Here is a 25,589-nt window from a genome sequence, read left to right as displayed (position 1 = left end):
GCCTTTAGCGTAGCAAGCGGCCCTTCAGTGCCGCCCAATCTCACCGATGGAGAGGGCAACATGGATAAGCGGGTGTGCTTTGATTTCGAGATTGATTTCAGCAACGGGGGCGGGATTCAGGGCCAAGGCTTCCGGCTGGACATCGCCGGTGATGACATCACCGATGAGGCGTTGGCCGACTACATCGTGCGCGACATGCGCCTGCTGATGGTGGGCGAGGTTCGCATCCTCAACAAGGAAATCATTGAGGAGCCTCATAAGCGCCCGGCGCACGGCCAAGACGGTTCAACTGTCCACGACCCAAAGGACGGGTGAGCGGCCATGCATCCTGATGTTCTCGGCTGGACTGCAACCGCCGTGTTGATAGCCACGTTGGTCCGGCAAATGATCAAACAGTGGCAGTCTCCCCATCCGGAAACGGTCTCCAAATGGCTGTTTGTCGGTCAGATGACCGCGTCGACCCTGTTCACCGCCTACAGTGCACTTTTGGGGTCAACGGTGTTTGTGGTGACCAATGCCCTGCTGCTGTTCACGGCCGTGGTGGGACAGGTCCTGGCTTGGCGTCGACGTCGGCGAACCGGCGCGCCGCCTCCCTGCTGACCCAGTATTGGCTGCACCAAGGAAGGCCGTCGTAGGCGTTTAGCAGCCACTCTTCGTCAGATCCCAAACGGACGTCGCCTGACATGCTCGACCCGGCCTCCGACCGTGACCAGCGTCGAGATGGCCCAGTCGCTGGAAGCGGACACGGGCGGAAGCAACAAGATCTCAACGCCGGCCCCCATCGCCGCGCCTTTCCATACCTCCACTGTGCCATCCTCGCTGGGACTGCGGTGGAGGCCCCAATCCGAGGCGAAATCCGTCAGCGCTTGCCGTCCATGTATCCTATCGAGCGCGCTGCAAAGCGAATCATACTGAGCACTCCTCACTCCCCTCCCCCTTGCATCGTTTTCTAACCTGCGCTTCACCATCCATCCCAGACTACTTCATGGCAGACATGAAGATCGAAAGCCAGTCTGAATCCCTCAGGAGAACGCCAGCTTTCTGACGGGGCAGCCTCCGATCCATTACCTGAAGCTGGGACCAGGGACGACCGCCTAAGCCGATTCAGGCAGGGTTGCGCGGCTGCCCGTCGTCTATCAACAACACCGTGCGGCAAGCGCGCGCCAACTGCAAGGCAGCCGACATGTCCGCATAGCTTCGATAGGGAGAAAATGCGCCGGGCGGGCCCGACACGCGATCGCCCTACTGGTTGGTTCAGAACAGCTCCGTCTGAGCCGGTGGGTAGACAAGCGCTGGCCCGACGGCCTGCGCCATCGGGTTCAGCGGATGCGGTTTGGGTTCGGCGTGGGACACGATGTGCAGCACCTCATGGCCCCGGTGCGTCAGCAGGTCGGAGATGAGACGTCGGTGGCAACGCCACCACGGTGCCTCCGCGCACATCAGCGCGGTCCGATGTTCGCCCCCCAGTGCAAGCACCTTCGATAGCCCGCCGGCGAACTCGGCGGTCGCCATGTGGTCTGCGTAGCCCTGAAACGCGGCGTTGTCCCACGCACCATTGGGCGAATCCGGCTGCACCTTGCGCCGCCCGCCCAGTTCAGGAATCCAAAGATACTCCACGCCGTGCGCTGGCAGCGTTTTAGCCATCTGCTCGGATGCGAACCAAGGGTGACGACGCGATCCTGGGAAACGACGCACGTCCGCGATCGCCGAGATGCCTTGTGCGAACAGCAGGCGTAAGAACTCGTCCCAAGGTCGAGTGGAATGCCCGATGGTCCAGACGGTCACCGGGGTCGGAGCGGGAGCATCGCACTGCATGAGGCTCATTGGACAGGAGCCGGCATCAAGCCCGCGTGCTCATCACGTGCTCGGCAGCTGCCAACGACGCTCGCGTCTGCCCGTCTACGCTCGGACACGACCGCGGGGATAGCGGCTAGTCGTTTCGGGCCCATTTCGACAAGTTCTGCTTCAACGCATCGATGCCCTCCCAGGGATCCTTGCGGCGACGTTTCAGCTTGCCCGGCACGTCCTTGATCGTGAACGCGTCAGCCCGTTTGAGCTTGGGCAGCTCGCTCCACGCCAGAGGCATCGCGACAGGCGCGCCCGGTCTACCCCGCAGGGAATACGACGCGACGGCGGTGGCGCCTCGACCGTTACGCAGGTAGTCGACAAAGATCCGCTTGTTTCGAAGGGCTTTGGTGGCGGTGGCCAGGAACCGTTGAGGTTCCGACTGGGCCAGCGCGTCGGCGAAGCCTTTGGCGAAGCGCTTGGTCAGGTCCCAGTCGCACCCCGGGTTGAGGGGCACCACGACATGAAGGCCCTTGCCTCCGGATACCCGCAGGAAGGACTCCAGCTCCAGTCGGCCCAGAAGCTTCCGGATGTCACTGGCGGCCTTTTTTACCTCCGCGAATGGCACGTCTGGGCCCGGGTCTAAATCGAACACCACCCGGTCGGCGCGGTCGGGCTCCTCCGCGTGGCTTCCCCACGGATGGAACTCCAGGGCATTGAACTGGACCAGCTCCAGCAAGCTGGCCGCGTCGCGCACTACGAGGTAGTGGGCGTTGATGCCGCTGTCCTCCTTCAGCTTGACCGAGTCCACCAGCTCCAGCCCGGCGGTGTGGTGCTTTTGGAAGAAGCAAGGCTTGCCAGTGCCGGCGGGACAGCGAATGATCGACAAGGGCCGGTTGATCACCTCGGGCAGCAGGTGATCCATCACTGCCGAGTAGTAATCCCAAACGTCTTGCTTCGTATAGCCGTCGCCAGGGAAAAGGACCTTGCTCGGGGAGGACAGTTTGGGGGGCACGCGTTCGACTTGAGGCGTTGCGGCGGTCTTGCGGGCAGAAGACGCCGCCGATGCCCGTTTGCCACGGGCCGGTTTCGCCGGGGCGGCGCGATCCGAATCCGCCAAATCATTCACTTCCTTGTCGGCCCGCACGGCTTTCAAGGAGGCTTGGCGCAGCAGCTGCTGTCCGCCGATGCCGCGAAAGAACACCTCCACCACGAAGCGCGGCTCGAACCAGGTGGCAGAGCGAAGATCGGTGTCCTCGGTGGGCACATGGGCCGTCGGCTTCTTGCCTCCCCCTTGGATCCTCTTGCTTACCTCGTTGATCAACGCGTCGGAGAACCCGGTGCCCACCCGGCCCACGTAGAGCCAACCGTGTTTGGCGTCGGGCTTGGCCAGTAAAAGCGAGCCAAAGCCGCTGCGGCTGCCCTTGGGGGCCGTGTAACCGACCACGGCGAACTCGTCGCTGGCCAGCTGCTTGGTCTTGCGCCAGTCGTCGCTGCGGCCGAGGTGGTAGCCGCGATCGGCGCGCTTGGAAATGATGCCTTCAAAGTGCTGTTCGCCAGCCAGGCGGTAGGCTTCGTTGCCGTCGCCTTGGACGTGAGAGCTGAAGGCCAAGTGGCCGGCCTGGCCCGCCAGCAGCTCCTGCAGGAGCGCCTTGCGCTCCAACAGAGGTGCTGCGGCCACGTCCACGCCATCGATGTAGAGCAGGTCGAAGAGCGCGTAGGCCAGCGCGCCTTGCCGCTCCCCGGACAATGTCGCCTGGAGCAGGTTGAAGTCCTCCTTGGTGCCCGATCCGGCGATGAGTTCGCCATCCAAGGCAGCAGAGGTAAGGCCCAACTCCGCCACGGCGTCGCGTATCTCGGGGATCTTGTCGGTCCACTCCAACGCGTTGCGGGACCAGAGCCGGACGGCCCCATCGGCGACCGTTGCGAGGATCCGATACCCGTCCCACTTGATCTCATGGACCCATTGGCCGCCCTGCGGCGGGGCCTCCCCCAGCTTGGCCAACTGGGGCTCGAAGGGGCCGGAAGGCGGAGCCGCCTCTTTCGCTTTGGGCAGGGCCAAGGCCTTCTTGGCCCAGTTCTTCCGTCGCGCACGCTTTGCAGGGAGGGCTTTGAGCTTCTTCTTGTCGGCTTTACCGCCGCCGGCCCTCCTGATGTCTGCCGTTGGGGCCGCCGACACATCGGCGAGCAGATCGTCCGCTTCCAGATCGCTCGCATACGCATCGTCGTCCTTGAACAACAGCCACTGCGGCTGACGGGCAGGCTTGCCGGAGCGGACCAGGTGCCACCCGCCTTTGAGCTTGGTGCCAAACAGCTCGAAGCGCAGGTGACCCTTGGCAAGTTGTGCCTCTGGGTCTCCTTGGGTGGCCCAGACGCCGTGATCAAACTGGGCCACGTGCCCACCACCGTATTGCCCTTTGGGGATCTCGCCTTCGAAGCTGGCGTAGTCGACGGGATGGTCTTCTACTTCCACGGCCATGCGCTTGACCTTGGGGTCGTAACTGGGGCCTTTGGGGACGGCCCAACTCTTCAGGGCGTCGCCGATTTGCAGCCGGAAGTCGTAGTGCCGGCGGCTGGCGTGGTGGAGTTGGACCACGAAAATGGCGCGCTGCCCTTGGGGCAGCGCTTTGCCAGGCTCCGGCTCCTTGGTCTGGTCAAAGCGGCGCTTGCGGCGGTATTCGACCAAGGACATGACGGCTCCTCGTTACTTGCCCAGGTGCTTGCGAACGGCCGCAGCGGTGGGGCCCACGGCTTTGACGGCGGCCCGGAGCTCGTCGGCGGACACGCCCAGCGCCTTGGTCCAATACTGGAGCTCGTAGTCTTCGTTGACGTTGATGCGGTCGCGGTCCGGGCTGCCGGTGTTCTTCTTGTCGTCGCTCATGGGATTCTCCTTGGGTGATCAGGCGCTCTTTCGAGCCTTCTTGGCGGGGGACTTCTTTGCGGCTTTCTTTGCTGGGGCCTTCTTAACGGCGGCCTTCTTGGCAGGCTTGCGGTCTTTGGTGGAGGGCTTTGAGGCGGTCTTCACCGGCGTTGCCTTCGCCGGGGTGCGCTTGTTGGTTTCCAAGCTCTTCTGGAGCAGCGCCATGAAGTCCACCACGTTGGTCGCCGAGTCCTCGCGATGTTCCGGTTCCTCGAAGGTGGTCGTGGCTCCGGCCTGCTTGACCCGCTTCTTGATGATGTCGGACAGGCGCTCGCGGAACTCGTCCTGGTAGCTGTCCGGCTCCCAGTCAGAGGTCATGCTCTCAATCAGCTGCTTGGCCATTTCGAGCTCTTTGGGCGCAACCCGGTAGTCCGACGCCCCCCCTGCGGCAGTTTGTATTCGTCCGGAGCCACCAACTCCTGCGGGTAGCGAAGCAGGATCATGATCAACGCATCGCCTTCGGGCATCACCGCGCAAATGTATTCGCGCGTGCGGATGACCACCCTGGCGATGCCCACCTTGCCGGTTTCCTTCAGGGTCTCTCGGAGCAGGACATAGCCCTTTTCGGCCTTCTTGCCGGGCACCAAGATGTAGGGCTTTTCGAAGAACCTCAGCCCGATGCTCTCGGCGTCGACAAAGGCCTCCACGTCGATGGACTCGTGCGTCTCGGGGGCGGCCGCGGCGATGTCTTCTTTCTCTATGACGACGTAGCTGCCCTTGTCGTATTCAAAGGCTTTGACGATGTCCTTCCAAGGCACTTCTTCGCCGGTTTCGGCGTTGACCCGCTCGTAGCGAATGGGCTTTTTGTTTCGTGCGTCCAACATGCGAAAGCTCAGATCCATGCGACGCTCGCCGGACATGAGGGACACCGGAACGTTGAGCAGCCCGAAGGACAACGAACCACTCCAGATGGGCCTGGGCATGCCAGCCGCCTCCAATCCTAGGGCCTTTCGTTGTAGGCCCGCCCGCGTCGGCCGGGCGTGAACCCGGCCGGCGCGGCGCAGCGGTTACTTTTTGGCTTCGACGCCCGGCGTGGCGTCGCGCACCATGAACTCTTCGGTCACCTCGGGCAGGTGGGCCGCCAGCCAGTCGGCCATCGCCTCTTCCTGCACGAGGATTTCTTCGCAGATCCGGGCCGTTTCTGCATCGCCCACCGTCTTCGCTGCGGCGATCAGGGCCGTGTAGGAGGCGATCTCGAAATGCTCGAAGACGTAACCGGCCATCGCGCCTTTGACGATCTCGTCGGAGGCCGTCATGCCGCCGACGGCCTGACCGAAGGCTGCCATCTTGCCCATCACGTCCTTGAGGGTCGACGGCGAGCCGCCCAAGCGCTTGATGCACCCTTCCAGCCGTTCGCGCTGGCCAATGGTTTCCTGAATGTGCTCTTCAATGCGCGCCTTCAGCACTGGGTAGTGCTCGATCCGCGAAGCCTGCCCCTTCAGCATGGTTTCGGCTTGCTGTTCCATCGCGTGTGCGTCGCGCAGCCAGTCCAACAGGTTCTCTTTGAGCTCTGCCATGGATGTCCTCCTCTCGTGTCGGGCGAAGCCTTACCGTATCGAGGCTGGGATGCGGATCAAGCGATCCCCGAGTGAAGGCTTGGCGAACGGCGGAGCATCTCAGACCGGCGGTGCGTGGGCCTGGAGATCGATGGCCCTCGTGGTGAACGGCGCGCATGCAACGCATTCGCAGGCCATTGACCGCTCCCGCCACATGCTGAACGCTCCTCAGCGCCAGGCCATCCTCATGACCCGTTCCGCGCTTTTGCTCGTCTTCTTGGCCCCCTCCCTCGCCTTCGCTCAGCAGGGGGACGGAACCGACGTCCAAGCCAACGTCCATACGTTCAAACCCGCCAAGGTAGATGCGACGCCCGAGCGCGTTCAGGCCCTGACGGTGCCCAGTGGCTTCCAAGTGCGTCCCCTGGCGCAAGGCCTTCAAAATCCCCGGATCATCGCCGTGGGACCAGATGGGCGGATTTATGTCTCACGTCGAGATCAAGGCGACGTGCTGTTGCTGGAGGATGCCAATGAAGACGGAGCCTTGGACGCCGAACCGAAGGTGGTCTTCTCACGTCCAGGAGCGCACGGGCTGGCCATCGCCAACGGGCAGCTGTATGTCGCCACGGCCAACGACGTGTATCGCGCCCCCATACACCCGGACGGGACGTTGGGTCCAGAGGAACGGATCATCAACGACCTGCCGGATGGCGGCCAGCACCCCAACCGCACGCTGGCCTTTGGCCCCGATGGGATGCTCTACATCAGCGTGGGCTCGTCCTGTAACGCGTGCAACGAGACTGATCCCGAGCATGCGGCGCTGCTGAGGTCCTCGCCGGATGGCAAGAGCCGTTCCATCTTCGCCAGTGGCCTGCGGAACACCATCGGCTTTGCTTGGGATCCCAAAACAGGGGAGCTGTGGGGGATGGATCACGGCATCGACTACTTGGGCAACGATGAGCAGCCCGAGGAGCTCAACCGCATTCAGAAAGGAAAGAAGTATGGTTGGCCCCACATCTGGGGCAAGGGCGGGGTGAATCCCCAGAGCACGCCGCCAGGGCAGATCAGCAAACAGCAATGGGCGGCGACGAGCGAACCCATGGTGCTCGGCTACACCGCCCACGCGGCCCCCATGCAGATGCTGTTCTACACCGGCCAGCAGTTCCCGGCAGCTTACCGGGGGGACGCCTTCGTGACGATGCGCGGTTCCTGGAACCGCAAGCCTGCGTCGGGCTACGAGGTGGTGCGGGTTCGTTTCAACGCCGGCAAGCCGGTCGGGTTTGAGCCCTTCTTGACCGGCTTCCTGGTCGACAACGGCCAGGCGCATATCGCAAGGCCCGTCGGTCTGGCGATGACGAAGGGCGGTGCACTTTTGGTCGGCGACGATGCCAACGGCGTCATCTACAGAGTGACTTACGGCCCAGGCCAAGCGTCCGCCTCCCCCGCGACCGCAATGCCTAGCGGGCCCTTGATGGCCCAAGTCAATCAAGGCTCGGGCGTGCCGTTGGCCAAGGATCGGATCGGCAAAGCCGCCACGTTCGAGTTCCGCTCCCCGGCGTTTTCCTCGGGCCAAGCATTGCCTCCCCGCTTCAGCGCGTATCACGACGATGCATCGCCCGCTCTTTCTTGGAGCCCGATGCCTGGTGCCAAGTCCTATGCGCTGATCATGGAGGATCCGGATGCAGCCAACGTCAAACCCTTCGTTCACTGGGTCGCTTACAACATCCCAGCCACCGAGCAATCGCTGCCCGAGGGCCTGCCGGTCGATCCGCGGCTTCTGAAACCGGGGGGGATGCTGCAGGGGGCGAACAGCCGAGGATCGGTGGGCTATTTCGGCCCCAAACCGCCTGTCGGTGATCCCCCGCACCATTACCACTTCCAGCTGTTGGCCTTGGACACCGTGCTTGATTTAAAGGCCGGGGCAACTCGGGACGAGGTGCTGAAGGCCGCGAAGGGCCACATCCTAGGCGTGAGCGAGACCGTGGGCACCTACCAGCAGGTCGAGGCCCCGCTGAAATAAAAAAGGGACCCGAAGGTCCCGACCGGTGCCCAAGGCCCGGAAACTCAATGAACCTCCAGTTCCTGGCAAAGGGACTGGAGGGCGGCGGCGATCTCTTTCAGGCGGAACGGCTTTTCAAGGAAGGGCGTGCCTTTGAAGCGTTCGGGCAGCCGGTTGGCCCCAAGGCCGGTCGTAAACAGGAACGGCACCCCCAACTCGACCAAGCGATCGGCCACGGGGTAAGACTCGACCCCGTTCAAGTTGACGTCCAGCACCGCCACATCGAAAGCGGCTTCCTCGGCGCATGCCAAGGCTGTGGGCAAGTCTTCCGCCGTCTTGGAGACGTCGTAGCCGACTTGGGCAATGGCCTGCTCCAAGACCATCATGAGGGTGGGTTCGTCCTCTACAAGAAGAACCCTTACTGCTTTGCCGTCCAATCCCATGACTTTCTCCCTACAAGCGCTCTGAGTGGATGTGCCACGATTGAACAGTGTGGCCCGAGGGCTCGCCCGATTTGTGAAAAGGGCGTAAAAGGATGACGGCCGTCGCTCTTCTACACTGCGCACTCTGTCGCCCTTCGGTGGCCCTGCCGAAAGGATGACCTATGAACCAACCAGCGAAAGCGAAAATCGATTTGAGGGACGAGAGCCGGCAGTTTGCCCTGCTGGTGAACTCCGTCACCGACTACGCCCTTTACATGCTCGACCCCAGCGGGGTGATCCAGACCTGGAACCCGGGTGGGCAACGAATCAAGGGCTACCAGGCTGCCGACGTGGTCGGCACCAACTTTTCCCGCTTCTACCTGCCCGAGGAGGCCCAAGCCGGCCTACCAGAGCGAAACCTGCGGACCGCGGCCTTAGAAGGGCGCTACGTCGCCGAGGGCTGGCGATTGCGGCAGGACGGGACCCGCTTTCGTGCCAGCGTCGTGATCGATCCCATCTGGGAAGACGGGGAACTGGTGGGGTTTGCCAAAATCACCCGCGACATCACCCAGCGCCACGAAGCGCAGGAGCAGCTGCTCCAAGCCCAGCGCGATCTCCTGCAGGCGCAGAAGATGGAGGCCATCGGGAAGTTCACGCTCGGCTTGGCCCATGATTTCAACAACCTGTTGACGATCGTGGCCAACTGTCTGGATCTCATCAGCCTGCGGGTGAAAGACGGAGGCGTGGCCAAGCTCATCGATACCGCGCAGCGGGCCGCCGAGCGCGGGGCCCTTCTGACTCGGCAGTTGCTGACCTTCGGCAAGGGACAAACCTTGGTGCCAGAGGCCGTCGACTTGGCCGCCTTGATGGCCGAATGCGAAGCGATGCTGCGCCGCTCCGCCGGCGACGCGATCGCATTGACCGTCGAAGTTTCCCGGGGCCTTCCGACCCTGTCGCTGGACAAGGCACAGCTGGAGGCCGCAATCCTTAACCTTGTGTGCAACAGCCGCGACGCCATGCCGAAGGGCGGAACGATCCTCATCACGGCCTCTGCGCGGCAAACCCGTGATCCTACGTTGCCCAACACCAGTGAAAGACCTTACATCTGCCTGAGCATCCGAGACGACGGTTCAGGGATTGAGGCGGACCAGCAGGCCAGGGTATTCGAACCGTTTTTCACCACCAAACCCATTGGAAGGGGCAGCGGGTTGGGCTTGAGCCAAGTGTTTGGCTTCACGGCCCAGTCCGGCGGGTTCACCGAGCTCCAGAGCGAGCTTGGGAAGGGAACCCGCGTTAGCCTTTGCTTCCCCGCACCAGAGCATTGAGATGCCGATCCACGTGTTGTTTGTTGAAGACGAAGACGATCTCCGCAGCGTCGTCGTAGAGGCTCTGACCTCTCAGGGCTTCCAAGTCACTCCCGCCAGCAACGGGGATGAGGCCCTCGTCCTCCTGCGCGGCGACGCCAGGTTCGCGGTGGTAGTGACCGACTTCAACATGCCAGACAGCGCCGACGGGCTGGAGGTCGCGGCGGAAGCCGCGGTTGCTCAACCCCAGGCCCGCGTCATGCTCGCGTCTGGCCTTCAACGCTCGCAGCTGCCCCCGCTGCCCGAGACGGTTCGATTTCTCCCGAAGCCTTACCGCTTCCGACAGCTTGTTACGGCGATCCACGAAGACTTGGGCTGCACGTAGGGGGCGGATTCCTTGCGCGGCCAGGCGGTCGCCACTGGTTCATCTTCCTACCAGTGCGCGTCTGCTCACTAGGAACAGCAGCCGGTCGATCGCCGTTGCGTTCAACGCTTCTCCATCCCCCCGCACCTTGAAACCGGCCCAGTCGCCCACTGCGACCTCGCTCAGCTCTTTGACTTCCACAGGCAACCAGCGCATAGGCCAATAAGGCAAGCGGCGATCCATGATCGTCCCGCTTTGCAGCTCGATCAGGTCGTGATGGCTCGAAGCACCGAGCACCCTTGAGAACACCACGTCCAACCCGTCCGGGGGGCCCTCCAAGTATTGGAGGAAGCGCGTCCCGTCGAACAAGAGCACCCCACTGACACCTGCGTCCCGGTTAAATCGAGTTGCGTCGTCGACCAGCTCCTGGAGCTTGCCGCTCCGGAGGCCAAGCAGATCGCCGCGCAACGCGTCGGATGCCTCGCTGACATACACCACGGCCCTGATGGGCATTGGGCGCTCCTTCTCAACTTGTCTGGCCATCCCCCCTTCCACGAACTTTAGTCCCGCCCACGCATTTAGGCAATCGCGTTGGGAGATAGCGCCTACCGGCGGCTGTTAACGTGATCCCGAGTTCCAATCGAGTAACCTTTGATTATGGCCCTTTACAACATCGCGGAACGTTTAAGCACGGCTAAAGAACTAATCAGCAGGGGCGATGACGCGTCATTGATCTACGCCGCGCTGGAACTACGATTCTGCCTGGAATCCGTGGCGTATCAGAACTTGGCTGCATATGGTGAAGACGTTTCCACCGAGCTTGCTCGCGAGTGGCGACCGGACCAGATCATCAAAATGCTGGCCGCCTTCGATCCGAACTCTGATCAAACGGCCAGCTTCTCCATCTCGGTAACGCCACCGCCCAAAGACCTCGATTTTGCCTCAAGTGACTTGAAGGCCGCTTTCAAGGACAAGGATTTCTTGCCGATCGGCGAGGCCAAGCGCATTCCTTGGGGCAAGTTTCGCAGTTACTACAACTCGTTGGGGAGCTTTCTCCATCTGCGCAAAGATCTGACGAACGCACGGCCGAAGATCGAAAGGCTCCGTGTTCTCATCGCTGAGCTGGAAGAGGTTGCGAGCTCGACGCTGATCGCTGCCAGCAAGGATCTCGCGACGGGCAAATGCGTCGACTGCGGCCATGTGCTCATTCTCGGCCCGGCCGAGCAAGCGGGGGACAAGCCCGTTTTCTGCCCGAATACCAAGTGCAACTCGAGCTATTTGGCCATCAAGGGGGACCCGGAGCGGCGGGTGCAGAAGGTCGAAGCCCTGGGGCTGCGCTGCGAATGCGAGGCCATCGTTCCTATCTTGCCAGAGAGGCTTCTCAAGCCTGCGGTTTGCCCGGCTTGTGGGTCGACCGTTTGCGCAGTCATTGCTGCAAAGGCAAGGGTGCTAGGGGCGCCGCCGACTCGCGAGGGAGATCTGAGCGGCTAGTTGCACCTTAACTTCGCCACTTCATCCACGCCCGGCAGGGGCGACGGCAGCACCGCTTTGCACACGCCAGAGACCTCGACGGCCATCCCCGGCTCGGGGTGCTCCAAGTAGAGCGCTCCGTCGTAGCCCACCATGGCTTGTTCGTTCGGCGTAGATGCCAGGGTGCCCGCCGCGATGCTGGCCCCGGTCAGGGTGAAGGCCCGGGCGTTCTGCGTCAGCACGGGGAAGGTCACCCGCACACCGCCTTGCCGGGGGGCCACGGCTTGTTTCTCCGTCTCCCCGATCTCCACGCCCACGGGCAGGTCTTTGTCTTTGAGGCTCACCGTGGTGGGCAGCAAGGAGGGAACGTCGGTCACCAAGACGCGGCCTTGCTTGTTGGTCTGGCCGACCGGCGCTCCGTTGACCCGCACCGGCAAGCCCGCCTGACCCGGCACGTCCACGACCGCGAAGCTGGCGTAGGCCGGACGCCCGAAAGCCACGCCGCGGTGGTCCAGGAACACAGAGCCGGAGAAGTTGGCCGCCACCTGGGTTTGCCCGTCGTAGCGGTCCAGCATGATCCGGGCGTCGCCGTAACGCGTCATGGCATCCGCCGTGGCCCGGGTGCTGCGCAGGTCGCCGTCGGTGTGCTCTGCAGCCAAGCGAAGGCTGCCCTCGGTGCGGTAGGTCGCCCGGGTGGTCAGGGCATCCTGGCCTGGGGCCTGGCGGGCCCGCACGCCCACGCTGGCCTTGCTGCCGAAGCGGTAGGTGAAGCTGGCGGCCACTTGAAGATCGTCGCCTTGGAGGTCTCGGAGCACGTTGGCGGACACCTGGCCCGCGGCGCCCAGGTTTGCGCTCACGCCCAAGGAAGCGAAGGCCAGACTGGAGCGCCCCGTGTCGATGGCGCTGTAGGTGCCGCGCACGGTGAAGCGGCGATCCGGGCGGTAGGAGATGCTGGCTTGGGTGCGCGAGGCGATGGGCAGCGCCGTCTCGCTCTGCAGTCGCCAGAACCCGTCGTTTTCCTCATGTTCCAGCCGCACGCCAAACGTGGGCCCTCGGTAATCGTAGGCAGCAGCCCAGCGCGTCCCGCCGTCGCTTGAGCGCCCCACCTCGCCGTCGAGCACGCCCCAGGTGCCTGGGGCCCAGGTGCTGCCCACGGTGACGTTGCCCTTGCCGTTCTCGTTTACCTGGCCACCGGCTCGGACGGTCCAGCGGTCGTTGACGCCCCTGGCCCAGGAAGCACTGACGCCGGCCGTGCCATAAAGATTTTCGTCTTCGCGGACTTGGCCAACAGCGATTTCCCACGCGGAGAGGCCCCGACGCAGCAGGGTTGGGGCGACGTAGAGGCGTGCAGTGGAAACGGCGGTCTGGCGGCCGTAGGCGTCACGCACCACTACAGCCGTTTGGCTGGCTCCCAATGCCACGTTTCGCCCGTCCACGGTGAAGGGGCCGGCCTTGACGTCCTGGCGCGTGATTTCGGCTTGGTTGGACAGGACCTTGACCTGCCCCGGATCCAACGCGATACCCCCCAAGGTCGGGACGGGCCACGTCGGCGTGAGCGGATCCAGCGCTGCCGGGTCCTTCGCGAGGCGAATGCCGCCCAGCGCCACCGGGCCGATGCGGGGCGTGGCGTAGACATCGCCGGCTTGCCAAGTCCGTTGGCGCGGCAGGTCGTCTTTCTGCCAAGCGGTCATGCCGCGGCGCATGCCAAACCCGTTGGGGGATTGGTTGAGCTGCCCGGTGGTGGAGACCACGCCCCAACGCCCTCCGGTGCGCGCGTCCAGTGCCAAGGACGTCGCTTGTTGGCCGCCTGCAATCTGGGTGGCGAGGTTGTAGTTGACCAAGACGCCCCCGATGGCGGGCGACACCTGAGAAACCGGAGTGCCGTGCTGGCTGAGCTGCTGCGCCGGCTTGCGGTCAGCCGGAATGGTGAGCTGGACGGTGGCGTTCTCGGGGGTGTAAGCCACGGTCACGCCCAAGGCTTGGTCGGTCAGGTCCTGGCCCTCCTCGCCCGGGCGAAGGGTCACGCCGAGCTGCTGCCACGTCACGGCTTCTGCCACCCAGGCCCCGTTTTTCTGCCAGAGCAACACCGGGTCCTTGGCGGGCAGCCCGTTGGCCTGGATCGGCGCTGCAAGCACCGGCTCCAACCCGTCTGGGATGGCCGCGTGCGCGCTGCCGATGGACAGGGTCAGCGCGAGGCCCAGGGCGCTTCCCCGCCGCACGTGTCGCCCTCAGTTCACGGGGACGGCGACGGGGGACCCGTTGACCGTGATCGAGAGCGAGGCCGCTTTCAAGCCGGGCTTGAGCTCAACCAGCTTGCTCTGACCAGGGAGCACCCACCCCAGCGCCCCTTCGCGCCACGCCGGCATGCCTTGAGGACCGACGGCGGTCAGGCGCGCGGCGGTCGGACCGGTGTTGGTCAGCAGAAGACCGTTGGCGGTCAGGCGGGCCGTGAGCACCGGAGGACCGGCCTTGGCGTCTTCAAACCCCACCGGCAGGTTCTGGTGGATCAACAACTGCACCTGGCCCGCCGTGGACGGCTGGGGCAACTGGCGCAGCAGCACGCGGTAGTAGCCGGGCGTGCCGACGCCTTGGGTGCGGACCAACCGCACGGCCCGGCGTGACCCAGGCGGGATTTCGACAATGGACGGTGCCGCGATCACCGCCTTGGCGGGGCCGGTCACGTCCTGCCCGCTGGGATCTTGGGACCAGTCCAGCACCGTCACCTGAAAGCGCTCGGGGGTTTCCCCATGGTTTTCCAAGGTCAACGCCCCTGCCTTTTCTCCAGCCGGGGCCACGATGCTTGTGGGAAACAACGACACATTTCCCGCCCACGCAGGAGCGGCGCACAGCATAAACAATGGAACCACCAACAAACGCTTCAACATCATTCCTCCAAATCGATCACCTCCTTTGATCCAACCAAAACATTTAAAGTTGTCAACCCACCCTCAAAAGAAAACCCCCGGAGATATCCGGGGGTTTGGTAGAAACCCTTTGAGGGTCAGTAAGTCAGGGTGACCGCAATGGTGTCGGAGAAGGTCCCGCCGGGCACCTTGTTCAAATCGTAGAAGGCATAACCGATGCCAATCATCTGCTGCTCACCGGTTCCCACGCCCTCCCAAGCATCGGCCCCACTGCCCCACACTTGGCTGGCACCAGGATCTTTGAAGAGGCCGTAGGCGACGAAGTTTCCGGCCCCATCGGACACGGCGCGGTGATTGGGACGCGCGATGGCCGCCCCGTAGTTCAACCCATCGCCAGGCACGATGCTGAAGGCGGTGCCTTGGTTGCAGCGAACCATCAACGCACCATTGGAATAGCCCTGCGTGCCGGACGCCAAGCCGTTGTATTCACCGCCGCCCAGCTGGGTCACGAGCAGGCTGCACTCGTTGTTCACGGTCGCAGAAATCATCAGGTCTTCGGTGACGTCAGCGGCGGACGCCGAAGTGGCAGAAAACGCGGCCATCAAGGCCAGAGAAAAAGAAAGGGTCTTGCGCATGAAAAATCCTCCTCGGATTTAGGGAAAGGGAAAGTGGCCCGGATTGGGCTTGCTTCACCAATACTCGATAAATCCATTTGCGCAAGAGGATCTGCTGACAAGATTTTGCGGATCCCCTCCAAGTGCTTGCACCGAAGACACGAGTTAGCTAAAAAGCAATCGCCGGTCGCAGAAGCGTCGGTGTTGTGCCCGCATAGCCAATAGGCTCCGGGTGCCCGAGGTCCACCCAATGGGGGCGCGGGAATCTTTTTTTGATTCCGGAGCCATCCATGACGACCAAGCGCCTCAAATCCATCCGCACATCCGCCTTCCATGCCCAGTCTGGCCGCTGCTTCTATTGCGGCCTTCCGATGTGGCTCGCGGCTCCTTCAGAGCTTGGGCTGAAGCCCAGCAAGGCCCGAGCCTTTCAATGCACCGCCGAGCACCTGGTCGCCCAGCAGGACGGGGGCCGAGACGTATCCGGGAACGTGGTGGCCGCACACGCCCGGTGCAACCAGTGCAGGCACAAGCGAACGGGACCAGCTCCTTCCGCTGAAGCGTTCCGGGCGCTGGTTCAAAAGCGCCTGGCAGTGGGAAGATGGTGGTCCAGACTGCCGCCAGGGATTGCACGTGCTTCTGTATGACCTCATCAAGCTCTACGAACCTTCGTTTGATCCGGCCCGCACCAAGGTTCACTTGGCCCGAAACAATAAGATCGAAGATCCGATCGATGTTTGGCTGGACGGCCGGTTTGACGACTGGCAGTGCTGGCAGCGGCAGCGGAACTTTGACCGGGACATGGTCTTGTCCCTCATCCAAATCCCCAACACCTACCGTTGGATGTTCGCCGGCCTCTTCCGATCCGTGGGAAGCAGGCCCGATGTGGATGCCAACGGAACGCCCCACGTTGACTACACCTTGGAACGCATCGACAGCACACTTGCGTTAGAAGGGCGCCTCTTCGTGACGGGGAAATACGTCAGCCGCACCTCCTATCTGAGAGGCGAGACCCTCTCTGGGGACATGGTGGTGCACGAACTCCTGGCAGAAAAGCTGGGAGACGGAGAGTTTCCTGGCTTCGGGCAAGTGGACATCGACAAAGACACCTTGGACCGTATCGTCGCCAGCGGCAACAACTCTTGGCGTGCCGCTCTTTCCAGTGTCAAAGGCATCTATCTCTTAACGGACAGCAAGACCGGCCTGCTCTACGTCGGAAAAGCAGACGGCGACGCCGGCATCTGGGGACGCTGGTGCCAGTATTCGAGCACAGGGCACGGCTGGAACAAGGCCTTGGTCCAAGAGTTCGGCATCAAGGCCACTGACCGTCAACGGGATCTCCGCTTCTCGATCCTCGAAGTCATGGACCGGCGCTCCCAAGAGAGCCAAATCGACAAGAGGGAGTCGCACTGGAAGCGGATCTTGATGTCCCGCAACGGCTACAACCGCAACTAGCAATGTTCAGCTGAGCCGCAGCGAACCGTCATGTTGTGATCGTAAGCGGCATGCCCGAGGCACGCCGTTTTGGGCACAGGACGCTCTTTCAGACAGGCAGGCGCTCGGCGATCCAATCCATCCATCCGGATTGTGCAGCCGTCGCATTGGCACTCAAGGCTCCACGCCCGGGGGCTGCCCCACGGCCGCGGCTCGCACCTCTTGAAGGCGCAGGGACAGCTTGCTGGCAGAGACCTTCCCTCCGCGACTGCCGCGCGCCTCGCGGACAATCGCCAGGGCCATGACCACGGCTTGGAGGAGATCCGCTTTCGTCCGCCCCTGCTCGCTCCACTCGCCCGGAAGGGCGGTCAATGCAGCGACCGCGTCCTTCCCTGACAAGTATTGGACGCACGTCAAGGCGGACCAATGAAGCCCAAACTCGGTGCGCAGTCGCGTTCCAGCCTCCTCTTGCAAGAGCGTCCCGTCCGCCATGACGAGCAACACGTGTGCAGCGGCCAACGCCTTGGCACGGGCATTCGCAGGGCCTTTGTCCACGGGATTAAGCAGCCGGCTTCGGCTTAGCCTGCTTGGCAGGTTTCCGAATCGGCTTTGCCTTCCCTGCCTTCTTGGCGACTTTCCCCACCCTCGCAGCTCCCTTAGACGCGGCCTTCTTCACCTTCCCAGCGGCGGGCGGGAACTTGGCCCCAGGGTTGGCTTGCGCCCACGCCTTGCCGTCGGCCGACTTGGCCCATGCCGTGAACGCCTTGGGTGCCAGCCCTCGGCCTGCCCAAGTCTCTCCCGTCGGGAGTCGATACTTGGGGGCGACTTTGCCGAGCTTTCGGCCTTTCAGGGGCCCAGTAGAGGCTTTGGGGGCTCGCGCCGGCTTGACGTCGATGGCCTCGCCGATGAGCTTGGCAACTTGGCGCCGCTGGCCGGGGCTGAGAACCTTCGCATACTTCTGAAGCACCGCGATGGCCTTGGGCACCTCACCGTCGCGTTTCTCCACCAGCCGCTTTTGGGCTTCGAGTTGCTTGATTTCCGCGTTGATCGACTGGAGAGTGGTCAAGGCCAAGGCAAATACTCCGTTGAGGACAAGCAAGGGTTATAGCCCATTGGCGGGACAAGGGCCAACGCAGGACGCGCCCTTCGGCCAACTTCCATCCACCGAAACCAGCCTCGCGCGGCAGATCAGCGTGCGTCCGGCCTCGACGCTCTTGGTCAAAAAGCTTTAGAAGAAGACCCCTAGCGGTCGGGTGGACTGGATTCAGGCGTGTTAGCTGGTCATCGAAACGGCCATCGAGCCCCTCCCGTAGCGCTGGGCGATCGCCAGGCTGCCTGCCTTGCATTCGAGACTCGTCGAGTTGCCCAGCGGCGTCGCGGTGCCGACTTGGACGGATGCCTTATTCACCTCCTCATATTTGGCGATAACGGGTGGGCATACGGCGAATAGTGCAGCGACGAGCCAAAACTTCTTTCAATCTCATGATCAATCCCCCTGCTAACCGTCGCCCGGCGGCGCTCACCCCTTCAGCGCTGGTCGGGATAGGCATTTCCAATCGTCACCCCTGAGCTAAGATGAGACATGATCACGGTCCGACAGCGAAATGCCGAAAAGGCGGGGTTTGGATACGAGAAGGTCCGCCTGAAATGCGGCCCCGGCCCGAAACAGTGGATGTGCCCACAAATGAGCCAGCCGCTTTCGGTCGAAAAGGCGGCCCTGTCCCACTTCGCCCAGCAAGGATGGCGAGGGTTCAGCGGCGAAGGCGGCCTTTTGCTGACCCTCATCAAAGCCATGTCGTTCCAGAACCTTGGATACGACGAGCGCACGCGCTACGTCGAGGCGCTCTATACGCTGGCCGCAGAACCATCCTACGGACGATCCTACACCGTTGCCGAGTTGCTCACGAATCTGGCCCGCGCAACCGCCGGTCAAGTGGCGGCTAACTTTGACCAAATGGCGTCTCGGGGTCCACACATAGAGCAAACGGCGTGGGGGCATTCGTCCGACACCTCGTCAGTTCTCGATGTGTTTCCCGGCCTGGAGCGCTGGATGCTATTGGAACTGTTTGAAGTTGCCGGCTCCGATTTGCTTCACCGCATTGCCACCATTTTCGCCTCCAACCCCTACGAATACCGCCGCGGCTGGCCGGACATCACGATGTGGAGGGAACGGCAACTCCGCTTCGTGGAGGTCAAAGCTCCTGGCGACTCGCTGGGCAAGAGTCAGAAAGTCATTGCCCAAACCTTCGCCGTCCCATTGGGCCTGAACTTCACGCTCCTTGATGTCGTGGTGCCACCAGCGGTGCCCTAGCCCACAGCATTGACGCTCGCGCGCGAAACCAGGCCGCAGCACTCTCCCGCCGACTTTGGCTCGCCAAGGAAGAGTTCGCGGGCGCGGCATGGCGGCCAAAGGGCAAGCAAGCCCATCCGGAAACCGGCTTGGTCGCTCAAGCAGGATGCATTGTGTCCGGCATAAACTACGAGGTGTGACCAGCTAGTTAGGGTGAATGGATGAACCAGGTTAGGAAGCGATGGAATAACGACGAAACGCGTGGACAGGTCGAACGAATCTTTGGCCGCGATCAGTTAGAGAAGGTGCGTTCTTGCCTACAGGCACTCAATGAGCGCATTTACTTCAGCGAATACCACTACAGGCAAGCCAACTATTTCATCAAGAAGCCGATGGAAGGCCGAACCAGCGACGAGGCCATGTTGGTTTTTTTGGGCGTATTTGACGAAGACGACGAGCCCGGGGCCTGGGAACACTTTCGCTTTTCCCACGCCCATGCATTTGCTTGCGTCCAGAACCTTCACTCTCTCCCCGACCACCTGGCCTACTTCGCCTACTGGGCATTAGGAATGGACTTGGATGAAAAAACTCGTATCCAGCGCTTGCGAGACATCACCCGAACGGAGGTGAACAAACGCCTTCCTGACCCACTGAAAGAGGTTTATAGCCAACTCGTTGCGGACGAAAGTTTCGTCTACATCGATGACCTCAACAACCATTCCAAGCATCGATCCTTGATCAAAGTTTCCTATCAAACGAAGTTTGAGATAGATCAGGTAAAGGAACATGGCTTGCAGTTCGGCGAGTTCACCTTCAGAGACAGATCCTATCCCGCCCGCTGGGTGCTGGAGACGCTGCGAAAAGAACATAACCGTCAAAGCAAGTTCATCGTGGCGTTCGGCAACGAACTGAACGCCACGCTCCAAGCCATGCCGGCACGGGTGGGCGAAACTCACATTCGCTCTGCCAGACTAACGATGGTCATGCCGCCCAGCGCGCCTGCGGGGAAATCCTCGCGCGCTCCAGGCCGATGCAACCTCGTTCGAAGGCCCTCATGGAAGTGATGGAACGGGCCTACGCGAAGTTTGGCCGCGGGTCGATGGCGTTCGCCTCGTCGGCCGAGCTAGTGCGTAGTGGAGCGCAGCGCCGCCAGGTCTAGGCGATGAACCAGGCGGCCTTGTCACCGGCTTACACGACTCGATGGGATCAACTCCTCAAGTCTCGATAAGTCCTACCAAGGAATGTCGTCGTCTTCATCGCTACTCGGATTGACCAGATATGGGACTGATGGCGACATCATCTCCAGCAGCCGCTCGCCCTGGGCCAGTAGGTGGTCGTAGGTCATCACCGATATTCCGTGCAAGCGGCGATTCAAGCCATGCAGCGAACGCTGCTGCACGTCGCTCCAATCGTGCGACCGCCCAATAACGATGGTTGCTCGCGGGTGGTAAGCGACGACCTCCTTGTGGTCCAGCAAGCCGTGCTTCGCATGTTCGTGCAAGATGTCCAGGTATCGATGGCACTGCCCAATGGCCTTAGAAACATCAGCGGAGAAGTAGTAGTTCCGATGTGCCGAGTCATAGACAAGCACGTCTTTGTCGGGCCGCTTCAGTTCAACGATGTCTCTGTAGCCAGCAATGACGTTTGGCAACAGCAAGTCAAGACTGTCGCCCGATGAAATGTTTCGCACCTCGTCCCGCATGACGTAGGCATTCCCGAACGCCCAGCAATGCTTTTCGCACCAAGCCTGATACACCTGCTCGCCAACTTCACGCCCTAGGTTTGAGCGTAGTTCTGCGACAGCCGAACGCATCTCACTTAAGCGAATCGAACCACGAAGCGCGGCGCTCAACTCGTGTGTAAGCTCGGCGGTCGATAGATGCTGAACGAGTTCTGGTTGAGAAAGCACCTTGGTCAGCGCCCCCACCAACTCCTCCGGATCGTGTTCGGAAAGGTTGGCTTCGCCGTTGGAGACCTTGATGAGAATGAACTCACCCGTTCCTGATTGTGCTGCAACCGGCAGGTGGGTCTGAAGGTATTTCAGAAGCTGCAGAGATGACGCCTCCGTCAATGTGAGCGTCTTCGCCTTGTCCTCAACCCAGGGCTGATTTTTCGACTTAACGAAGCCCTCAAGCTTGAGCGAGAACTCGGTGCGATCGCTATGCGGAATGAACCACGCAAGCGCCTGGAGCTTGCTCTTTGTGGTCTCGTTCAAGACGACGGGAGGCGCATAGTCCAGCTTCCCACTGCTGGCTGCCTTCCTGACAATCCTATGCACCTTGTTTGCGTCTTGCATGCTTCGCCCCCTTAGCCGTTGATTACGTCCCTGAGCTGTTCGGTCACGCTGTGGCCCTTCTCGTCCCTCAGCTGGGCCATGAGGTAAATCCCCCTGCCCTTGCTCTTGGTGGCCCAAAGCTCACCGATCATGCGCTTCTCCCTCTCGGAGTCCGCCGTGTATCGGTCGCCGCCCTTGTATTCGACGACCAGCAGGCGACCGTCCTTGAGCTTTGCTACAAAGTCAGGGTAGGTCCGCTGCTTGGACGTCGGCATCCAGAACTGGCTCTTGTCCACTAGGTTGCGGACCCAAAACTCCACCTCGTCCAGCTGATCGATGGCCTGGGCGCAGAGAAACTCCTCCCCCACCTTGCCCCCGGCGGTCTTCCATTGAAGATCGCCCACGAAGGGGTAGTAGTGCTTGCGGAAGCGATACGTGCCGCCTTGGTAGTAGGAGTGCGCCGGATACTGGGTCATGTCCGCCGGATAGGTGAACATGGCATCGGGCTCGTCGCTGACCACGATGTCGGCGTCGGCACCGAACAGCGCTTGCTGGAAGCCTTCCTTGAGGGCTGCGGCCTTGGCGATCTGGAGCTGCTCGCCGAGCTTCCGTCGGAGAACGAACTGGCCATTGAGCAGTTGGGATAACGAGAAGCCGCGATCTTCGGACAGCCCTCCGATGGACCGGCGCAACCACTCCCGCAGCACGGGCTGCTTGACCGCCGGATCGCGGATCTTCTGGTCCAGCCAGCCGACCAAGTCCGCTTGAGTGCGGTCCTTGGCGAAGCCTGGCAAGTAGGTGTTGACGTCGTCATCAATCGGCGTGTAGCTGACCTTCTCGTCCACCAAATCAACTTCAAAGGTCTTGCTATCTGCGTTGAACTTGAGGCTGGTCAAGTCCGGGGGATAGGCCAGCAAGTCCCAGGTGAAGCCCGGCGGCGTGGCGCCGCTCTCCACGAACTCCAACTCGCCCTGCTCCATGACCCCAAGCCGCGGCACGCTGAACACCGTGCCGTTCTGGCTAGGGGCTTTGACGGCCTTGGCAGCGATCTGATGCCGCTGGATCGTAGCCGTCGCTTCCTCGCGCTCCTTGGTTGGCACAGCCTTGGTGATCGCTTCCACGGTGGACTCGTCCACCTCGCCCGTGATCTCCACCAAGCCCCCCTTACCCTCTTCGTTCGGAGTGAACACCACGCTGGCCTGGTCCCGAGCAGGGATCCCAGTAAGATCCGGCTGTTTGCTCACAGCAATGGTGGCCCTGGGCGTCACGGGCACCGGATTGACCTTGCCGCCTTGCAAGTCCAAGCCGGGACCAGGGGTGGGATCCGGCAGCACCGCCCCCACGGCCTCCAGAGGGTTGAACCCGATGTCGATGAGCGACTTGGTGAGCTCTGCGGCAGCCAGATTGAACGCCGCAGTGGTGACGTGCGCGTAGGCCTTGTTCATGGCCTCCTGCTTGCGGCGGGTGGCATACGGCATGCGCAGCACGCGGCCCAGCAGCTGCTGGATGTCCTTGTCGCTCTTGACCTGGGCCACCGAGCAGAAGACGTAGGCAAAGGAGCAATCCCACCCTTCCTTGAGCGCTTGCTTGGTGATGATGACCTCGATGGGGCAGTCCTTGGCGAACAGGTCCACGCCGTCGATCTCGCGCTGATCGCCCGTGGCGATGGCAATCGCCTTCTCGGGCACCTTCTCGTTGTCGATGAGGTGCTTCTTGACCTCCTCGACCGTGGCAGTGCCCTTGGCGTTCTCAGCCTGAATCAGCAGGATGGGACGGATGTAATCCGGCTCGCCCAGCGCGGTCTTGCCCAACTCGTTGCGGCGGGCCACAGCGCTGCCCACGGCGACTTCCCATTGCCCGACGTGCTCCTTGAGCACGACTGGGAACTTGATCATGTCCGCGCCCTTGAGCTCAAAGGCACTGACGCTGACCAGCACATTGCTTTTACTGGCTTCCGGGGTTGCGGTGAGCTCCACCACGACCTTGGCACCCAGGCGCTCGTAGACCTGATAGGACAGGGGCGTGTTGGCATTGTGGGCTTCGTCGGTGATGACCAACGGACCGTGAAGTTTCAGCAGATTGGCAAAGGACGCGATGGCCTTTCCCGCCTTGTTCTGCTCCAAGTAGGGCAAATCGGACACGCTGCCGGCGAAGTGAGGCTCCAGATCTTCGTGGTGCTCGTAAACCTTGCGGCCTTCCTGGTTCTCCACGCGCAGGGCCGCCATGGTCGAAATGACCACGCACACCTTGGTGCCCAAGTCAGCGGGGCGGATGTGGGTGAAGTCTTCCACGTCGAACACCGCGACCTTGCCCCCAAACGCCTCGTCCAGCTCCTGGCGATAGGGGTGGCGGGGGTTCTTGAAGGCTTCCAGCGTCTGGGTCTTGATCTGGGTGGTGGGCACCATCCACATGACCAGCGGGAACTCGCGCTCGAGGTAGGCGTCGCCTGCCGCCTGGATGATGTGCGCGCCCATAACCGTTTTGCCGCCGCCAGTGGGGATGCGAAGGCAGACGTAGGGCGAGGCTTCCATACCCGGCATGGGCTTGTAGTGGGCGATCAGACCGGCATCCACGTTCTTCTCAAACGCGGATGCGGGGCCGGTCAGCCTGGCGTCTTCTAGGAACTGGGCCAGGCTGCACAAGGCCCGCTGCTGATACACCTTGAGAGAAAGAGCCATACTTAGCGTGCCTTGATGTCGTAGGGGGTTTGCTTGAAGGTGATCTGGAGCTCTTCCAGCCGCTCCTTGGGCAAGTCGCAGGACTCGCCGTAGATCACCTTGGGCCCGTCAAATGGCTGCAGGCCTTTCACCACCCGCTTGGTCAGCACGTTGCCGCCGGTCTTGCTCTCGTCGCCCAAGATGCCATTGAACAGCAGGTAATAGCCGATCCCATGGTGCTCACCCAGGAACGGTTGCTTCGAGGCACGTGTGGAGCGTGCGGTGCCCGTTTCGGCAAACCAGACGTGGGCGGCCAAGTGTTCGAACTTGATGCCCTCGCGGATGTGGCCCGCATCATCGAACACGGGCACACCGAGCTTGTAGAAGCGGAAACCACCGCCGCCTTTCCAATCCACCGCCTCGGAAATCCCTCCTGCTTCACCGTCCACTACTTGCTTCAACCGTGGCTGGCAATGCGTGCGGGCATGCTCGCCCATCTCAACACCAATCCACCGCCGCCCCATCTTCTGCGCAACTGCTGCAGTAGTGCCAGAACCAAGGTAGCTATCAAGAACCAGATCTCCAGGTCTAGTGGCTATCTCCAGAACACGCTTGAGCAACTTCTCGGGCTTGGGCGTTGCGAATACACCTTCCCCAAAAAGCAAAACACTCTCTTTCTTTGCATCCTGGGTGTGACCCACTTCCTCCCATGACCAGAAGGTTTGAGGAACACGTCCCTGTTTGACTTCCGACAGGAACCGCTTCAGAGCAGGCACATTGTTACCGTCCTTCCCCCACCAGATGCGGTTGTCCTTATCCAAGTCATCCATCTTGGCCTTCGAGATAGCCCAGTAGCGACCTTTGGGAGGCCCCGAAATCTCGCGACCGCCTGGTGTTGTCAATCCGTATTGCCCGAGACTATAGGGGTTACGAGCAGTCAAGTTGTCAGGTCGCCAAGCGCCTCTCGGATCGTTGTCCGGATTCTTGTAGATTTTGTCTTGGCTATCACTTCGCTCGACTAAGTTTGGAACCCACTTAGTTGCTTGCTTCCCGTAGACCAACATGTGGTCATGATCAACAGAAAAATGCCTTGCAGAGCTTTTTGGGGCGTAGTTCTTCCGCCAGATCAGGTTGGCGATGAAGTTCTTTCGTCCGAAAACTTCATCCGCAATCACCTTAAGGTAATGGGCTTCATTGTCATCCAGGGTGATCCAAAGGGATCCATCCTCTGAGAGCAGTTCACGAAGCAGCTCGAGCCGCGGATACATCATCGACAGCCACTGAGAGTGCTCGACGTTATCGTCGTATTGTTCGAAGGCGCTCTTGGTGTTGTAAGGCGGATCGATAAAGATGCACTTCACCTGCCCTGCGTAGTAAGGCAGCAACGCCTTCAACGCATCCAGGTTGTCGCCCTCGATCAGCATGTTCGGAGAGTCGACCTCCCCATAGGACAAGCTGGCCACCGGCTCCAAGAGTCGATAGGGCGTCAGGGCGGAACGGGTCAGGTCTTCATCACGGTTAGACCAGTTGAGCAGCGGCATCGAATACATCCCATCGAACAGGCACCAAGTATCGTTCAGAGGGTGCATTTCGGCCAATGCTCCAAAGCCTAACGGCGGCTAAGCCTTTGATCGAAAATGACCTTCCCGTGATCGGAGCCTGATCGCGAACTATATGTTGGGCCACGTAACGACCGCCGGG

Annotated in this window: 24 protein-coding genes and 1 pseudogene; 11 read left to right on the top strand and 14 right to left on the bottom strand. The window is 61.8% G+C overall.

The features are described 5' to 3' along the window. Positions 1-60: 60 nt before the first annotated feature. Both ACX9OW_RS00385 and ACX9OW_RS00380 read left to right on the top strand, forming a co-directional pair. A complete protein-coding gene (locus tag ACX9OW_RS00385) occupies positions 61-315 on the top strand; it encodes a cyclase (protein WP_099470351.1) in 255 nt (84 codons plus the stop codon). Positions 316-321: 6 nt separating this feature from the next. Then, positions 322-600 carry a hypothetical protein gene (locus ACX9OW_RS00380; RefSeq protein WP_139726861.1) on the top strand — a complete coding sequence of 93 codons (279 nt, stop codon included), beginning with the start codon at positions 322-324 and terminating at the stop codon, positions 598-600. 654 nt (positions 601-1,254) lie between these two features. On the opposite strand, the gene ACX9OW_RS00375 is transcribed toward ACX9OW_RS00380, so the two are convergent. The 5 genes and pseudogenes from ACX9OW_RS00375 to ACX9OW_RS00355 form a co-directional block, all read right to left on the bottom strand. Next, positions 1,255-1,824, bottom strand: a complete 570-nt coding sequence (locus ACX9OW_RS00375; RefSeq protein ID WP_080473117.1) for a DUF488 domain-containing protein — start codon at positions 1,822-1,824, stop codon at positions 1,255-1,257. A gap of 106 nt (positions 1,825-1,930) precedes the next feature. After that, complete coding sequence (gene ligD / locus ACX9OW_RS00370; protein WP_459061743.1) at positions 1,931-4,477, bottom strand: DNA ligase D; 2,547 nt, start codon at positions 4,475-4,477, stop codon at positions 1,931-1,933. 12 nt (positions 4,478-4,489) lie between these two features. After that, positions 4,490-4,666 carry a DUF3606 domain-containing protein gene (locus tag ACX9OW_RS00365; RefSeq protein WP_008266817.1) on the bottom strand — a complete coding sequence of 59 codons (177 nt, stop codon included), beginning with the start codon at positions 4,664-4,666 and terminating at the stop codon, positions 4,490-4,492. Positions 4,667-4,684: 18 nt separating this feature from the next. Next, positions 4,685-5,628 (bottom strand): annotated as a pseudogene (gene ku, locus ACX9OW_RS00360) (non-homologous end joining protein Ku). Between the two features lie 84 nt (positions 5,629-5,712). After that, on the bottom strand, positions 5,713-6,222 hold the full coding sequence (locus tag ACX9OW_RS00355; protein WP_024957537.1) for a ferritin-like domain-containing protein: 510 nt from the start codon (positions 6,220-6,222) through the stop codon (positions 5,713-5,715). Positions 6,223-6,352: 130 nt separating this feature from the next. On the opposite strand from ACX9OW_RS00355, the gene ACX9OW_RS00350 reads away from it, so the two are divergent. After that, a complete protein-coding gene (locus tag ACX9OW_RS00350) occupies positions 6,353-8,218 on the top strand; it encodes a YbhB/YbcL family Raf kinase inhibitor-like protein (protein ID WP_197570720.1) in 1,866 nt (621 codons plus the stop codon). A gap of 44 nt (positions 8,219-8,262) precedes the next feature. On the opposite strand, the gene ACX9OW_RS00345 is transcribed toward ACX9OW_RS00350, so the two are convergent. Continuing rightward, the gene (locus ACX9OW_RS00345; protein ID WP_180864876.1) at positions 8,263-8,640 is read right to left on the bottom strand and encodes a response regulator; all 378 of its coding nucleotides are present in this window, start codon (positions 8,638-8,640) and stop codon (positions 8,263-8,265) included. Between the two features lie 161 nt (positions 8,641-8,801). Between ACX9OW_RS00345 and ACX9OW_RS00340 the strand changes: the two genes are divergently transcribed. Together ACX9OW_RS00340 and ACX9OW_RS00335 are read left to right on the top strand one after the other, a co-directional pair. Beyond that, positions 8,802-9,944 (top strand): two-component system sensor histidine kinase NtrB, encoded by a 1,143-nt coding sequence (locus ACX9OW_RS00340; RefSeq protein ID WP_099596004.1) that lies wholly within the window; start codon positions 8,802-8,804, stop codon positions 9,942-9,944. 1 nt (position 9,945) lies between these two features. Further along, positions 9,946-10,308, top strand: coding sequence for a response regulator (locus ACX9OW_RS00335; RefSeq protein WP_024957534.1), 363 nt, complete (start codon positions 9,946-9,948; stop codon positions 10,306-10,308). A 39-nt stretch (positions 10,309-10,347) separates the two neighbouring features. On the opposite strand, the gene ACX9OW_RS00330 is transcribed toward ACX9OW_RS00335, so the two are convergent. Next, positions 10,348-10,800 (bottom strand): BLUF domain-containing protein, encoded by a 453-nt coding sequence (locus ACX9OW_RS00330; RefSeq protein WP_049422543.1) that lies wholly within the window; start codon positions 10,798-10,800, stop codon positions 10,348-10,350. 144 nt (positions 10,801-10,944) lie between these two features. Between ACX9OW_RS00330 and ACX9OW_RS00325 the strand changes: the two genes are divergently transcribed. After that, positions 10,945-11,778 carry a hypothetical protein gene (locus tag ACX9OW_RS00325; protein WP_099596003.1) on the top strand — a complete coding sequence of 278 codons (834 nt, stop codon included), beginning with the start codon at positions 10,945-10,947 and terminating at the stop codon, positions 11,776-11,778. Here ACX9OW_RS00325 and ACX9OW_RS00320 read toward each other — a convergent pair. The 3 genes from ACX9OW_RS00320 to ACX9OW_RS00310 all read right to left on the bottom strand — a co-directional run bounded on the left by ACX9OW_RS00320 (position 11,775) and on the right by ACX9OW_RS00310 (position 15,256). Next, positions 11,775-13,976 carry a fimbria/pilus outer membrane usher protein gene (locus ACX9OW_RS00320; RefSeq protein WP_459061742.1) on the bottom strand — a complete coding sequence of 734 codons (2,202 nt, stop codon included), beginning with the start codon at positions 13,974-13,976 and terminating at the stop codon, positions 11,775-11,777. The two genes, ACX9OW_RS00325 and ACX9OW_RS00320, sit on opposite strands and share 4 nt — an antisense overlap. Before the next feature lie 9 nt (positions 13,977-13,985). Beyond that, on the bottom strand, positions 13,986-14,645 hold the full coding sequence (locus ACX9OW_RS00315) for a fimbrial biogenesis chaperone (RefSeq protein WP_459061741.1): 660 nt from the start codon (positions 14,643-14,645) through the stop codon (positions 13,986-13,988). A gap of 113 nt (positions 14,646-14,758) precedes the next feature. After that, positions 14,759-15,256, bottom strand: coding sequence for a Csu type fimbrial protein (locus ACX9OW_RS00310; protein ID WP_008266871.1), 498 nt, complete (start codon positions 15,254-15,256; stop codon positions 14,759-14,761). 269 nt (positions 15,257-15,525) lie between these two features. Between ACX9OW_RS00310 and ACX9OW_RS00305 the strand changes: the two genes are divergently transcribed. Continuing rightward, on the top strand, positions 15,526-15,879 hold the full coding sequence (locus tag ACX9OW_RS00305; RefSeq protein WP_459061740.1) for an HNH endonuclease: 354 nt from the start codon (positions 15,526-15,528) through the stop codon (positions 15,877-15,879). After that, entirely contained in the window at positions 15,866-16,687 is an 822-nt protein-coding gene (locus tag ACX9OW_RS00300) for a GIY-YIG nuclease family protein (RefSeq protein WP_459061739.1), read from the top strand. Before ACX9OW_RS00305 ends, ACX9OW_RS00300 begins: the two co-directional genes overlap by 14 nt. Before the next feature lie 538 nt (positions 16,688-17,225). Here ACX9OW_RS00300 and ACX9OW_RS00295 read toward each other — a convergent pair. Continuing rightward, on the bottom strand, positions 17,226-17,738 hold the full coding sequence (locus ACX9OW_RS00295; RefSeq protein WP_459061738.1) for an H-NS family nucleoid-associated regulatory protein: 513 nt from the start codon (positions 17,736-17,738) through the stop codon (positions 17,226-17,228). A 510-nt stretch (positions 17,739-18,248) separates the two neighbouring features. On the opposite strand from ACX9OW_RS00295, the gene ACX9OW_RS00290 reads away from it, so the two are divergent. The 3 genes from ACX9OW_RS00290 (at position 18,249) to ACX9OW_RS00280 (ending at position 20,184) form a co-directional block, all read left to right on the top strand. Next, positions 18,249-18,977, top strand: a complete 729-nt coding sequence (locus ACX9OW_RS00290; protein ID WP_459061737.1) for a VRR-NUC domain-containing protein — start codon at positions 18,249-18,251, stop codon at positions 18,975-18,977. Between the two features lie 200 nt (positions 18,978-19,177). Next, positions 19,178-20,020, top strand: a complete 843-nt coding sequence (locus tag ACX9OW_RS00285) for a hypothetical protein (protein WP_459061736.1) — start codon at positions 19,178-19,180, stop codon at positions 20,018-20,020. Between the two features lie 98 nt (positions 20,021-20,118). Next, on the top strand, positions 20,119-20,184 hold the full coding sequence (locus tag ACX9OW_RS00280; RefSeq protein WP_459062448.1) for a DUF4113 domain-containing protein: 66 nt from the start codon (positions 20,119-20,121) through the stop codon (positions 20,182-20,184). A 3-nt stretch (positions 20,185-20,187) separates the two neighbouring features. Here the strand turns inward: ACX9OW_RS00280 and ACX9OW_RS00275 are convergent, their stop codons facing one another. From ACX9OW_RS00275 to ACX9OW_RS00265, 3 genes are read right to left on the bottom strand one after another with little or no spacing between them, the layout of a single operon-like run. Continuing rightward, the gene (locus tag ACX9OW_RS00275; RefSeq protein WP_423665717.1) at positions 20,188-21,252 is read right to left on the bottom strand and encodes a Shedu anti-phage system protein SduA domain-containing protein; all 1,065 of its coding nucleotides are present in this window, start codon (positions 21,250-21,252) and stop codon (positions 20,188-20,190) included. A gap of 11 nt (positions 21,253-21,263) precedes the next feature. Beyond that, the gene (locus ACX9OW_RS00270) at positions 21,264-23,909 is read right to left on the bottom strand and encodes a DEAD/DEAH box helicase (protein WP_459061735.1); all 2,646 of its coding nucleotides are present in this window, start codon (positions 23,907-23,909) and stop codon (positions 21,264-21,266) included. A gap of 2 nt (positions 23,910-23,911) precedes the next feature. Beyond that, positions 23,912-25,429, bottom strand: a complete 1,518-nt coding sequence (locus ACX9OW_RS00265) for a site-specific DNA-methyltransferase (RefSeq protein WP_459061734.1) — start codon at positions 25,427-25,429, stop codon at positions 23,912-23,914. Positions 25,430-25,589: the final 160 nt, after the last annotated feature.

The organism is Stenotrophomonas genospecies 5, from assembly GCF_054473825.1.
This window is presented reverse-complemented; position numbering and strand designations above follow the sequence as displayed.